Below are 13,337 nucleotides of genomic sequence, written 5' to 3' on the forward strand. Positions count from 1 at the left end.
CCGACAAGCCAGACAGGGAAGTTGCGCCCAAAATTTAACGAGGAAATTATCGACATGGCTGTTAAATATCTGAAAAAAGCAGAAAAAACTGCTGCAACAGGTGAAGACGATGTTCGCGCAATCGTGGCGGACATGCTCAAGGATATCGAGCAGGGCGGAGAAGAAACCTGCATCGCTTACACGCAAAAATTTGACAACTGGCATGGCGACATTGTTGTCTCTCAGGAAGACATCGACGCGGCAGCAGCGAAAGTGCCAGAGCAACTGAAAAAGGATATTCAGTTTGCTTATGAACGCGTTCGCGACTTTGCCCAAGCACAGTTAGATAGCCTAAGCGAATTTGAAACCGAACTGTCCCCAGGTTTGTTCGCTGGTCAGCGCTTGATCCCTATGCAAGCCGCAGGCTGTTATGTGCCGGGTGGCCGTTACTCTCATATCGCATCAGCGATTATGTCTGTAACCACCGCAAAAGTAGCCGGTGTGGATCATGTAATCGCGTGTTCGCCTCCAGGCCGTGAAGGTGGCATCCACCCTGCCATTCTTTACACATTGAGCCTGTGTGGTGCTGACACCATCCTGAACTTGGGTGGCGTACAAGGCATCGCTGCGATGGCATTTGGTCAATTCACTGGCCACCCAGCCGACATTCTTGTTGGCCCGGGTAACCAATTCGTTGCTGAAGCCAAACGCCAGCTTTATGGCCGTGTGGGTATCGACATGTTCGCAGGCCCATCAGAGGTGATGGTGATAGCGGATGCAAACGCGGACCCAGAACTCGTCGCGGTCGATTTGGTCGGTCAGGCAGAACACGGTCCTAATAGCCCAGCTTGGCTGCTGACGGATTCAGAGGACTTGGCTGAGAAAGTCATAAAACGCCTGCCAGAGTTAATTGCTGAATTGCCAGAGCTCAATAGCCAATCGGCAGAAGCCGCATGGCGTGATTACGGCGAAGTGATTCTTGTCGATACCAAGGAAGAAGCCGTAAAAGTCAGTGACGAATACGCTTCTGAACACTTGGAGGTGCACGCTGAAGATCTGGATTGGTGGCTGCAAAACCTGCGCAACTACGGCTCTCTCTTCCTTGGCGAAGAGACCAATGTGGCGTTTGGCGATAAAACCTCTGGGCCAAACCACATCCTGCCCACCAAAGGCGCTGCAAAGTATACCGGCGGTCTCAGTGCCGGCAAGTTCATCAAGGTTGTGACCTATCAGCGCTCCACCAAAGAAGCGAGCAAAGATGTGGCACAGGTGACTGCGCGTATTTCGCGCCTTGAAGGCATGGAAGCACACGCGAAAACGGGCGATGCACGCCTCGCGAAATACTTCCCGGATGAGCAGTTCAACCTGCAGCCAGAGTAAGTAAAACGAAGGGGGACTGAGATGACGGGCAGCATGATAAATCAACTATTCAATCTTGAAGGTCAAGTCGCATTAGTGACAGGAGCGGGTTCCGGTATCGGACAACGCATGGCTTATGCCCTCGCCAAAGCGGGCGCAAAAGTGGTGCTCTCCGGACGCCATGCAGAAACGCTGGCACAAACGGCGGTCGCCATTGCCAGTGAAGGCCGAGACGCCGCCATCGAAACCGTTGACCTTAACAAGCGCGAAACGCTGCCCCGATTCATTGAAAAGGTGTCATCACACTTTGGCTCGCCAGACATTCTGGTGAATGCGGCTGGCGTCAACCTTCGCCAACCTGCCGATGACATCACGCTGGAAAGTTGGGACATGACATTGAACCTCAACCTGTCTGTTCCCTTCTTTCTCGCCAAAGCCTGCTTGTCGGGTATGCGGGAAAAAGGCCGCGGAAAAATCATCAATATCGGTTCGCTACAAAGCTATCGCGCCTTTACCAATTCGATTCCCTACGGCGCATCAAAAGGCGGCGTCGCGCAACTGACAAGAGCAATGGCTGAAGCCTGGTCAAAAGAGGGCATTACCACCAACGCCATTGCTCCCGGATTCTTCCAAACACCGCTGACCGAGAGAGTGTTTAGTGACGACTCCCTCTCCAAGCACCACGCATCAATGACAGCGATAGGACGAAATGGAGAGCTGAGCGACTTCGACGGACTGACGGTATTTTTAGCCTCCAGAGCCTCCGATTACATCTCAGGCCAGATGATTTCTCTCGATGGCGGCTATACCGCGAAATAGGCAAGCATTAAGGATTAATTGAAATGGATATGAAAGCCCTGGTTTACACAGGTCCAAATCAAATGACCTACCGCAACGAGGAAGTACCAACACCACGGGAAGACGAAGTGTTGGTCGAAATCCGGGCAGTTGGGATTTGCGGTTCTGACTTGCACGCTTACCTCGGTCACGACGAACGCCGCCCAGCCCCATTAATTCTCGGACACGAGGGGGCGGGTATCGTCCACGGTGGTGAATGGGACCAAAAAGCCGTGGTGATCAATCCACTGGTCAGTTGTGGTAAATGCGATTACTGCCTGACTGGCCATACGAATCAATGCCAAGCGCGAGAGATCATTTCCATGCCGCCTCGTGAAGGCGCATTTGCCGAATTTATTGCGATTCCCAAACGCAACTTAGTGCCGGTACCGGAGGGTATGTCACTCAGCACAGCATCACTGGCTGAGCCGATTGCAACAGGCTGGCACGCCGTCACCAAAGGCGCAGAGCTCAGCAAGCGTCCTTTGGTGGAAAACAAAGCATTGGTTTATGGCGGCGGTGCAGTGGGTCTGGCAGCCGCGCTTTCTCTTGCTGCACAAGGCTGCAAACAAATCTATCTGGCAGAAACCAATGCCCTACGCCGTGAAACCGTGGAAAAGGCCAACGTCGCCACTGTTTTCGATCCACTGACCGATCAGATGATCGGCGAGAACACCATGGATCTCGTCGTGGATTGCGTGGGCAACAAACACACACGAATGGGCGGATCAGCGGCGGTTAAACCCGGTGGCGTGATCATTCATGTGGGACTGCAAGACAGCTTCGAAGGGTTGGATATCCGTAAGTTCACCCTTCAGGAAGTGACCTTCGCAGGCAGTTACACCTACACCATGCAGGACTTCAAAGCCACGCTAGAAGCTATGCACAATGGTGCGCTTGGTGCACTGGACTGGATTCAGGAGCGCCCGCTTAGTGATGGAGCGAACGCTTTTGACGATTTACTTAACGGACGTATCGCCGCTGCCAAAGTGGTGCTGCTCCCCGAAGGGTAAACAAACACCGAGGTAAGGTTGGTGAATCAGATTGCCCAAGCTGTATGCCAGCCACGCCAAGGATATATGGAAGTAAGTTTTAAACCTTGATTCAAAAGGAGATGAAAATGCAAGCACCGGACTTTCTCGTCCATGACTCGTCTGACACTGTCGGCGTGATTGTGGTCGAGGGCCTCGAAGCAGGCCAAACGCTAACCGGATGGGTGATGGACACAGATGCCACCATCGAAGTACTCGCGCTGGACGCAATCCCTCTCGGCCACAAAGTGGCGCTGAGCGACATTAAAGACGGCGACACCATTCTTAAGTATGACAACGATATCGGTAAAGCTGTCGCAAACATCGCGAAAGGCGGTCACGTACACGTACACAATGTGAAAACCAAGAGGTGGTAACCATGAGCAAATACACATTTATGGGCTACCGCCGCGAAAATGGCCGTGTCGGTGTGCGCAATCACGTCATTATTCTGCCATTGGATGATCTGTCTAACGCAGCATGTGAAGCTGTTGCTAACAACATCAAAGGTACACTTGCGTTGCCACACCCGTATGGCCGCCTGCAGTTTGGTGAAGATTTGGAACTGCACTTCCGTACCCTGATTGGCACAGGTTGTAACCCTAACGTGGCTGCGGTTGTGGTTATCGGTATCGAGCCGGGCTGGACCAGCCGTGTGGTTGAAGGCATTAAAGCTTCTGGTAAGCCTGTTCAAGGCTTCGCGATTGAGCAAAACGGTGACATCAACACAATTGCTGCCGCATCCCGCGTAGCGAAAGAATACGTTCATTACGCGAGCGAACTGACCCGCGAAGAGTGCGACGTGAGCGAGCTGTGGGTTTCAATGAAGTGTGGTGAGTCTGACACCACATCTGGTCTGGCAGCGAACCCAACCGTGGGTAACCTGTGTGACAAGTTCTCAGCGGAAGGCGCAACGTTGTGTTTCGGTGAAACATCGGAGCTGACCGGTGCAGAGCAAATCTGTAAGACCCGTGCAGTGAGCCCGGAAGTTGGCCAGAAGTTCCTGGACACCTGGCAGGCATACATGGACGAAGTTATCGAACCACACAAAACGTCTGACCTGTCTGACAGCCAGCCAACCAAAGGCAACATCGAAGGCGGCCTGACCACCATCGAAGAGAAAGCGTTTGGTAACTACCAGAAGATCGGTAAAACCACTCAGTTCGTTGATGTTCTGACGCCCGCAGAGCGCCCAGAAGCAGGCCCAGGTCTGTACTTCATGGACACCTCTTCTGCAGCGGCAGAGTGTGTGACGCTGCAGGCAGCTGCAGGCTTCGCGGTTCACCTGTTCCCAACAGGGCAAGGCAACGTCATTGGTAACCCAATAGTACCTGTTATCAAAATCACTGCGAACCCACGTACCGTGCGTACCATGGGTGAGCACATCGACGTAGACGTTTCCGGTATTCTGCGCCGTGAGCTGAATCTCGACACAGCGGGTGATGCGCTGATCGACATGACGCTACGCACCGCAAACGGCCGTGCAACCGCAGCAGAAGCGCTGGGTCACCGCGAGTTCGTTCTGACCAAACTGTATCGAAGCGCATAAGCATTTCGCTTATTCGGCGCGGCAATCATTTGATACAGCAAGACCGACGCTGGGGAAACCCAGCGTCTCTTTCCTTACCAATCGCAGGAGCCAGTTATGCCTGTGTTTATCGACCCTTCGGAAGCTAAATCTCTGACCGCACAAGCGCTGGAAAACGCTGGCGTTACATCGGCCAATGCTAAATCTGTCGCCAACGCCCTTATTCAAGCGGAAATTGATGGTCAATCAGGTCACGGACTCGCCCGTCTTGCGGCCTACATTGAGCAAGTCAAATGCGGAAAGGTGATGGGTGATGCGACCCCCAAGGTGGATACCCCGAAACCCGCGGTTTGTCATATCAATGCAGAACTCGGCTTTGCCTTTCCTGCTATGGACAAGCTTGTATCCCTGCTTCCAGCCATGGCAAAAGCACAAGGTATTGCGTTAGCCACGGTAAACCGTTCCCACCATTTTGGACAGGCCGGATTCCACGCAGAACGTATAGCCAAGCAAGGTTGTATTGCCTTGGTGTTTTCAAACAGCCCGAGCGCTATTGCGCCTTGGGGTGGAAAAAAAGCCCTCTTTGGCACTAACCCTATCGCATTTGCCTGCCCACGTGACGGCGCACCGCCGCTGGTCATCGACATGAGCTTGAGCAAAGTGGCCCGCGGCAAGGTATTGGTCGCCAGAAAGAACGACGAAACCATTCCTGAAGGCTGGGCGATCGATGCCAATGGTGAGCCAACCACAGACCCTGATGCAGCAGTGAAAGGTTCGATGCTCCCTATCGGCGATGCCAAAGGGGCTGCGCTCGCGCTCATGGTCGAAATTCTCTCAGCAAGTCTAACCAATGCCCTTTATGGCTTTGAAGCGTCAAATTTCTTCGATACTGAGGGTGAGCCACCCGCTATCGGACATTCTGTCATCGCCATCGATACGACTGTTTCTGGAACACAATTTGCTGAACGCCTTGAGTTACTCCTCAACACCATGTGTGAGCAGGAGAGCGTTCGCTTACCCGGACAGCGTCGAATTGTCCGCCGTGAACGCGTACTCAAGGAAGGCTTACACCTCACCGATGCCACCATGAAAGAACTACGGGAATTAGCTCAACTATCAAATAATCAATAACATGGAAGTTATTCATGCAATCACAATTAAAACAACGTCTCCCTAATTGGCAATCACTGAGCCAAAGTGCCCGTACCCTTGCGCCTGGTCTTTTACTTTCCGTCACCGTCGCTGCTGCAGCCACCTTTCTCGCTGCACATTATGGTGCACCGCAAATGCTCTTTGCCCTCTTGCTGGGCATCGCGTTTCACTTTCTCGCTGATGATTCCAAGTGTCAGGCAGGCGTAGAGTTTGCCGCCAAAAAGGTACTCCGATTTGGCGTGGCTTTACTTGGTCTTCGCATTACGGTGGAAGAAATGACTTCTCTCGGCTGGGAAGTGTTGGTCTGGGTAGCGCTTGGTATTGCGCTCACTATTTCTATCGGCATGTTGGTGGCGAAAATTCTCGGCCGCCGTATTCAGTTCGGTGTGTTGACGGGCGGCTCCGTCGCTATTTGTGGTGCATCTGCTGCGCTGGCTATTTCGGCCGTTCTACCTAAACACCCTTTCAGTGAACGTAACACGCTGTTTACGGTAATCGCTGTCACCGCATTCAGCACCATTGCCATGGTCATCTACCCCATCTTCGTTAACCTTTTAGGCTTTGATGACCGACTGGCTGGCATTTTCATCGGCGGTACCATTCACGACGTCGCGCAGGTTGTTGGTGCAGGCTATTCTATTTCCCCACAAGCCGGTGAGTTCGCTACCATCACCAAACTGCTGCGCGTGGCTTTGCTGGTTCCCGTGATTCTGGTGATTTCCCTATATTTCCGCAGCCATCCTGACAAAGACAGCGAGAAAGCAGATATCCCACTGCTTCCGTTTTTCGTTATCGGCTTCTGTATTTGTGTTGCGATAAACAGCGCCCATATTCTGCCTGTTGGCGTCACCAATACCCTGTCAGGACTCTCATCCTGGTGTCTGGTTTCGGCGGTGGCTGCCTTGGGGATTAAAACCTCTGTGAAGAAGCTTTTCACCATCGGCTATGAGCCCATTCTGATGGTGGTGATTGAAACAGTCGCGATTGCTGCTTGGGTATTAGTTGGGATTTATTGGTTTGGCTAGACGTATGATTCACCTCTCTTGAGGTAGATAACGATTTATTTTGAGGATACAGCCTTGAGACCAGTTTGTTTTGTTGCAGGGATAGGTTTGTGGGGATTTTATTCAAGGTAGAAGCATCGATGTGTAGCTAGAGCATAAATAAGAAGACGATAACTTAGCAGAAATCCCCCATAAAAGCTCAGGGATTCGGCTTTACCTTATGCTGGGTTGGTCAACCGCGACTGGATTTCCTGCATTAAACCTTCAGGATTTCTGTACGCATAATAGTTCACCACGATACGTTTCTCGCGAGTAGAAATGACAATAGAAAAGTCATTCGATTTTGAGCTTGTCACCTCACTCCAAAGAATTCGGTTCTTGCCCTTCTCTACGTACTCATCAGTAATACGGGTATTTTTCGAATCAAACACCCAGAATAAAGACACAAATATGCCCACGAACGCCAGAAAACCGTAAAGGATATTCATCAGCATACCATGCTGTTCCCCCCCCTCCCAGAACCAGCTGTAAGTTCAAAACACCAAAGGTCATCCCTAACATCAAGATAACGAAAGCAAGTGGTTTATTTAGAATCGCGCTGTTTTCGGTTGAGTTCGGCACTGGTTACTCTCTGGTGATAGGTCATTGGGTAAAGAGATTTTGTTCAAAATCATATTCGTTAACAAAACCAATCGCCAACAATGTTTTTACACTATCCTCACATTTAATCCTAAACTCTCAAATATAAGAATTGATAACTCATTCCGATAGGGGTTGAATTGTGCTTAAGGTCTGGATGCGTAAGTTCGAGGATTTTGCGTTAGTTAAAAAGATGACTGTCATTCTCTGCGTTGTAGGTTTGGTGCCATGTTTCCTTACTGCATTTATAGGTCTTTACAGCTCGTCGACATCGATTGAACAACAAAAAAGTGAATCTCTCCAAGCGATAGCCGAACTGAAAGCACATTCATTAGAAAAGTACTTTGAACGTTGCAAGACCATCTTATCCAGCATCGCCAAAAACCCTCTCACCATAGACGCCATTCCCAACTTGATGGGTTCATTCAAAGCATACCCTGAAGAAGAAATCTCACAGAAAACACAAGATTTATCGGTTTTTTACGAGGACATCTTTGCTCGACGATATCAAAGTCAAACTGAGCAAGAGCTGGACACAAGCATACTGATGGACGGAATAAGTGCAAAAGCCATTGCATTGCAACATGCCTACTTAGTGAAAAACAGCTATCCGCTGGGACAAAAAGATAACCTTAGACAAGCAGGTAAAACGCCCTACGATATCGCTCATAAAGAAATACACACGACATATCGCCAGTACCTTATCGATTTTGGCTATTACGACATTTTCATTGTCGACCTCTCCACCGCAAACGTCGTTTATTCAGTATTTAAAGAGATAGATTATGCCACTAACCTAGAAACCGGCCCTCACGCTGACTCAGGCCTAGGCGTTATTTTTAAAGATCTTAAAAAGAGCTTGATGAAAGGCGAAGCTGTAGACACGATTCTCCACGACTACAAACAATATCTCCCTTCATACCAAGCCCCAGCTGCCTTCACTGCAACACCCATCTATGTTAATGGCATTCCAAAAGCCGTTTTGATCATCCAAATCCCACTAGACCAAATCACCGCCGTAATGAGTATGGAATATGGTCTTGGAGAAACTGGGGAATCTTACATTGTTGGTTCAGACAAGAAGCTTCGCTCAGACACTTTCTGGAGCGAGGAGATGACTGTTGAAAACTCGTTCAGAAATAACAAAACCATAGAAGGGGAAGCCGTCAGTGTTGCGCTGAATAGCGAGATTGCCTATTCACCCAGCGCTATCCACAACGAAAACTACCGGGGCGAAGAGGTTTTTACTGTTTTCAGAAAGGTCAACATCGATAAGGGGACTGACTGGATTATCATTGTTGAGCAAGAAGTGGGGGAAGCATTACTGGCAATTACCTATCTACAAATTATTTATTTTATCGTTGCCTTGGGCTTGGTTGTGGTCGTTTGGCTCACTGCAAAGCAGTTTGGGCAACGCATCGCGAGACCGATTCAGGAACTGTCCACATTCATCTTAGATTTACGTAACAGGTGGAGTTTTTCTGACAGGGCGAATGTACACAGCAAAGATGAAACGGGGCAGGCAGCAGAAGCACTCAACACCATGCTCGCATCACTCAACGATGCCGTTGGAGAAATATCGACGACCATGGAAGGCCTTTCTCGCGGAGACTTCTCTCAACGCGTAGGGCTAGAGATGTCGGGCGACCTGCAAAAGTTAAAATCAAGTATCAACGAGTTTGCCAACGAAATTGAAACAACAGTCAATGACATTGGCGACGTAATGACAAGAATCGAACAGGGTGATTTCAGTGCACAAGTCACCAGCCATGCCCAAGGACAATTAGAAATATTAAAACAAAAAGTGAATAGCTCTGCCCGCAGTAATGCAGCCTTCATCAAAGACGCGAAACATGTTATGTCTTCTCTTGAGGCCGGGGATTACAACAATCGTATTACCGCCTATGCTGCTGGCGATTTAGCGTCTCTTAAAGAATCAATGAACCAGTCTATTGATAATACAGAGCGTGTGATAGCCAATATATGTGACGTCATGGAAGCCCTCAGTCATGGCCAGTTTGGTCGGACTGCCTCCGTCGATGCTAAAGGCAAGTTGAATGACATGAAAATGGCCGTTAATAAGGCTTCTACCTCTATCAATTCTGTTATCACTAATATTGTTACCGTCATGGGAGAAGTTTCAGATGGTGATTTCTCTGCACGTTGCCAAACAGAAGATGTTTCTGGTGATTTGCTCAAACTCGCCAACGCGGTGAATCAGTCAGCCAACAACATAGATGAAACACTGGCACATACTCAGGAAGTATTAGAAAAACTCTCTCAAGGAGATCTGACTGATCATTTTGCCCATGAAGTTGATGGTGACTACCAGAAGTTAAAATCTGGTATCAACGAAACAATTACAAGCCTCGCAGATATGGTCAAAGAGATCCAAAGCTCTGCCACAACCGTGACCAATACATCTGAAGAAACCAATTCAGAAGTATCGGACCTCAACAATCAGCTCAACGCTCAGGTGAAAGGCTTAAAAGATGTCACCCTGCGTATGGCTGCAATGCGGAGCAATATTGAGGAAACGCTCGACCACGCTAACGTTTCTGTCACCGTCTCACAAACTGCTCTCAAGCATGCACATGAAAGTGAAGCCTTGGTGAAAGAAGTAGAAAAAGCCATGAAATCAATTACAGAATCAAGCCATAAGATGCAACTCATCATTGAGACGATAGAAGGTATCGCGTTCCAAACGAACCTTCTAGCACTCAACGCCAGTGTCGAAGCAGCTCGGGCTGGCGAGCAAGGACGTGGATTTTCAGTGGTTGCCGGTGAGGTTCGCAACCTCGCACAGCGCTCCGCCGATGCAGCAAAGGAGATTTTTACGCTCATTAAAGAATCAGAAGACCGCATTGGGCTCGGGGCAGAAAAAGTGAACCTCTCAGCTGACTTGTTGAAGAAAATCACTCAGTCTAACAGCGAAGTATGTGCGAATTTTGATCGTGTCAATCTTTCCATTAAGGCACAGTTCGATCGAGTCAACGAGGCATCAGATGACGTGACTGATGTCGGTGATAACATTCAACAATGCGCACGAATTTTAAATCGTATCAACAGCAACATTGATGGTGTCAGCGAGCAGGCTGAAAGCCTCAACCGTATGATTGGCAGGTTTAATTACTAAGTCTCGACATCGATCATTTATGAGTCAAAAGTCACCTGTTACCCTAGGTCTTTACGGAATGAAAAGACGACGGAAGTAACGGATGACTGCTCCAACCGAATTGGCGATTGGGATTGATTTAGGCACCACCAACAGCGCCATCGCCGTCTGGCGAAATGGAAGCGCTGAGCTCATTCCCAATGCTCTAGGCCAATACCTCACTCCTTCGGTCGTTAGCATCGATGACAGTGGGCAAGTGTTGGTTGGTGAAGCGGCCTATTCTCGTTTGGTGACCAGGCCACAGGAAACCGCAGCGGCGTTTAAACGCTATCTCGGTTCTGATAAACAATATCAACTCGGTAAACAACGTTATACCCCCACTGAACTCTGTGCGCTCATCCTGCGTTCACTTAAAGCGGATGCGGAAGCGTTTCTCGGTCATGCCATCAGCGAAGTCGTTATCTCTGTCCCCGCTTACTTTAGTGACCAGCAGCGTAAGCAAGTTCACCTTGCCGCGGAGCTCGCTGACCTGATTGCAGTTCGCCTGATTAACGAACCGACAGCTGCCTGTCTAGCATACAGCCTTCATGAATCACACGAGCGCCGGTTTCTGGTGTTTGACCTTGGCGGCGGTACCTTTGATGTCACCGTAGTAGAACACGCTGATGGGTTTGTTGATGTTCGCGCCTCCGCGGGTGATAACCGTCTTGGCGGTGAAGACTTCACCCGCAAACTTGCAGACTATGTCGTCGATAAAGTCAAAACGGATGATAGCGAGCTTACTTTAAACGATATGGCAAAGATCATCAGCGCTTGTGAAAATGCCAAGAAAATCGGCGAAGGTGACTTTGTCATCCATCTACCGGAACCTTTTGCCAGGTCTTTAGCGCTGACGCCATTCATGCTTGATGAAATCTGGAAGGAGACCATGCTGCGACTCTCCCAGCCGCTTCGTCAGGCACTGAGTGACGCACGCATTACACCGGAAGATATCGATGAACTGATCTTCGTTGGCGGCGCAACGAGACTGCGCCATGTGCAGCAGCTCGCCACCCGTTTGATTGGACGGTTTGGTAAGATTTCTATCGACCCGGATTTAGTTGTCGCGATGGGTGCTGCGACTCAGGCGGCCTGCCGTTTGCGTGATGAAGCCGTAGAAGAAATCGTACTCACCGATGTGTCCCCTTTCAGTCTGGGCATTGCTTCAAACCGCAATGGTCAGGTAGACGTATTCAGCCCTATCATCGAGCGCAATACCGTTATCCCCACGTCCCGTGTTGAACGTTACTACACCACCACAGACAAGCAAACAGTCGTAAGAATTGCGGTTTATCAAGGCGAACGATACTGGGTGCGCGAGAATATTTTCATCAACGAGTTTGAAGTGACCGTGCCAGAAAACAAAGCTGGTGAAGAGGCCATTGATGTGCGCTTCAGCTATGACATTAACGGCTTGCTGGAAGTTGATGTGACAGTACTTTCGACGCAGAAAACCACCCAAAAAGTCATCGATCGCACACCAGTAGGCATGAGTGAAGACGACAAAGTTGCCAGCCGGGAGCGGTTGGCAATGCTGAAAGTACACCCTCGCGACAAACTGCCTAATATTGCTATGTCAGAGAAACTAAACCGCCTCTACGAAGAAAAGCTCGCTGAGGAACGACAGTTAGTGGAAGAGTTGATTGCCGCCTTCACACACGCGTTGGACAGTCAGGATGAACGTGTGATTCGTGAAGCCAGAGAGTCGGTTGATAAACAGTTGAAGGTTCTGGGTTTTAGTTAGAAATATGTTCTGCTGATTTTAGTGCTTTAGTTTTAAAAACTTAGTGAGTCAGCGTAACGAAGCTAGAACTGCTTCAGAAAACTTGTCCCATCCAGGAGCAGAGAAAGCAATTGGGCGAACACCTTTCACAATATTCATAGCGTCAGTTTCATCTAGCTCTTTGGCTTTCATCAAATAGGCGGCCAAAGCTAATCCCGTGCGATCTTTCCCCGAGCGACAATGAATAACAACTGTTCCGTTTGTTTTGTTGTCTTCAACAAAACGGACAATTCTGGGTAGCGCATCAATGCAAATTTGTAAGTCGCCTTCTTGTGGAGGCGCATTATCAGAAAGCGGAATATGTTGGTATGCAATACCAAACTCGACGAGCCTAGACTCATGCACCATCTCACCATTGTTCACAGATAGAACCGCCACAACACCAGATTTTTTGAGTAAATCGAGGTCCCACATGACTTTGTCCGGGCCGCATCGGCCAGCAACAAACTTATCGACGAAAAAAAGCTGGTTCATAGCTAAGTTGACCGCCTATTCGAACAAACTCTGAGAGAGCAACCTTATCTGCTTCAAGTTGTACGGGAGCATCATTTAATGGATACCATTCAACAGTCTCCGCTTCTTGATTTCGTAACTGTCCTGCCCATTCAGTGACGACATAGTAATGAATCAGCTGAAGCTCTGCTGCTGTGGGATGATACAGCGAGCAAAGGTAAAAGTGATGTTTGGGCGAAATGCAGAGCTCTTCAGTCAACTCCCGGGTTAGTGTCGCAAGCTGAGTTTCCCCACTCTCCATATGGCCTCCAGGTATGGTGATCACCCCCGGGTCTGTTTCTTTGTCTCGTGAACGCGTTTCCAATAATGCGTAACCACGCTTAACCAATAAGAAAGAAACACACTCTTGATGCTCCAT

Annotated in this window: 12 protein-coding genes; 9 read left to right on the top strand and 3 right to left on the bottom strand. The window is 49.4% G+C overall.

Annotation, left to right across the window (positions count from 1 at the left end; genetic code table 11):
* Positions 1 to 54: 54 nt before the first annotated feature.
* From hisD to VP504_RS25365, 7 genes are all read left to right on the top strand, one after another.
* Positions 55 to 1,359 carry a histidinol dehydrogenase gene (hisD, locus tag VP504_RS25335; protein WP_325894766.1) on the top strand — a complete coding sequence of 435 codons (1,305 nt, stop codon included), beginning with the start codon at positions 55 to 57 and terminating at the stop codon, positions 1,357 to 1,359.
* A gap of 21 nt (positions 1,360 to 1,380) precedes the next feature.
* Positions 1,381 to 2,157, top strand: a complete 777-nt coding sequence (locus tag VP504_RS25340) for an SDR family NAD(P)-dependent oxidoreductase (protein ID WP_062714420.1) — start codon at positions 1,381 to 1,383, stop codon at positions 2,155 to 2,157.
* Between the two features lie 23 nt (positions 2,158 to 2,180).
* Positions 2,181 to 3,188, top strand: a complete 1,008-nt coding sequence (locus VP504_RS25345) for an alcohol dehydrogenase catalytic domain-containing protein (protein WP_325894767.1) — start codon at positions 2,181 to 2,183, stop codon at positions 3,186 to 3,188.
* Positions 3,189 to 3,295: 107 nt separating this feature from the next.
* A complete protein-coding gene (locus VP504_RS25350) occupies positions 3,296 to 3,583 on the top strand; it encodes a UxaA family hydrolase (RefSeq protein WP_062664816.1) in 288 nt (95 codons plus the stop codon).
* A 2-nt stretch (positions 3,584 to 3,585) separates the two neighbouring features.
* The gene (locus VP504_RS25355; RefSeq protein WP_002541226.1) at positions 3,586 to 4,755 is read left to right on the top strand and encodes a UxaA family hydrolase; all 1,170 of its coding nucleotides are present in this window, start codon (positions 3,586 to 3,588) and stop codon (positions 4,753 to 4,755) included.
* A 96-nt stretch (positions 4,756 to 4,851) separates the two neighbouring features.
* The gene (locus tag VP504_RS25360) at positions 4,852 to 5,865 is read left to right on the top strand and encodes an Ldh family oxidoreductase (protein ID WP_325894768.1); all 1,014 of its coding nucleotides are present in this window, start codon (positions 4,852 to 4,854) and stop codon (positions 5,863 to 5,865) included.
* A 14-nt stretch (positions 5,866 to 5,879) separates the two neighbouring features.
* Positions 5,880 to 6,911, top strand: a complete 1,032-nt coding sequence (locus VP504_RS25365) for a YeiH family protein (protein ID WP_325894769.1) — start codon at positions 5,880 to 5,882, stop codon at positions 6,909 to 6,911.
* Positions 6,912 to 7,108: 197 nt separating this feature from the next.
* Here VP504_RS25365 and VP504_RS25370 read toward each other — a convergent pair whose 3' ends face one another.
* Complete coding sequence (locus VP504_RS25370) at positions 7,109 to 7,384, bottom strand: hypothetical protein (protein WP_325894770.1); 276 nt, start codon at positions 7,382 to 7,384, stop codon at positions 7,109 to 7,111.
* Positions 7,385 to 7,686: 302 nt separating this feature from the next.
* Between VP504_RS25370 and VP504_RS25375 the strand changes: the two genes are divergently transcribed.
* On the top strand, positions 7,687 to 10,665 hold the full coding sequence (locus tag VP504_RS25375) for a methyl-accepting chemotaxis protein (protein ID WP_325894771.1): 2,979 nt from the start codon (positions 7,687 to 7,689) through the stop codon (positions 10,663 to 10,665).
* A gap of 82 nt (positions 10,666 to 10,747) precedes the next feature.
* Positions 10,748 to 12,427: an Hsp70 family protein gene (locus VP504_RS25380; RefSeq protein WP_325894772.1), complete on the top strand. Its 1,680-nt coding sequence runs from the start codon at positions 10,748 to 10,750 to the stop codon at positions 12,425 to 12,427.
* A 48-nt stretch (positions 12,428 to 12,475) separates the two neighbouring features.
* Here VP504_RS25380 and VP504_RS25385 read toward each other — a convergent pair whose 3' ends face one another.
* Both VP504_RS25385 and VP504_RS25390 read right to left on the bottom strand, forming a co-directional pair.
* The gene (locus VP504_RS25385; RefSeq protein WP_325894773.1) at positions 12,476 to 12,880 is read right to left on the bottom strand and encodes a dual specificity protein phosphatase family protein; all 405 of its coding nucleotides are present in this window, start codon (positions 12,878 to 12,880) and stop codon (positions 12,476 to 12,478) included.
* A 34-nt stretch (positions 12,881 to 12,914) separates the two neighbouring features.
* Entirely contained in the window at positions 12,915 to 13,337 is a 423-nt protein-coding gene (locus VP504_RS25390) for an NUDIX hydrolase (RefSeq protein WP_325894774.1), read from the bottom strand.

This window comes from Grimontia sp. NTOU-MAR1, assembly GCF_035758505.1.
GTDB lineage: Bacteria > Pseudomonadota > Gammaproteobacteria > Enterobacterales > Vibrionaceae > Enterovibrio > Enterovibrio marinus.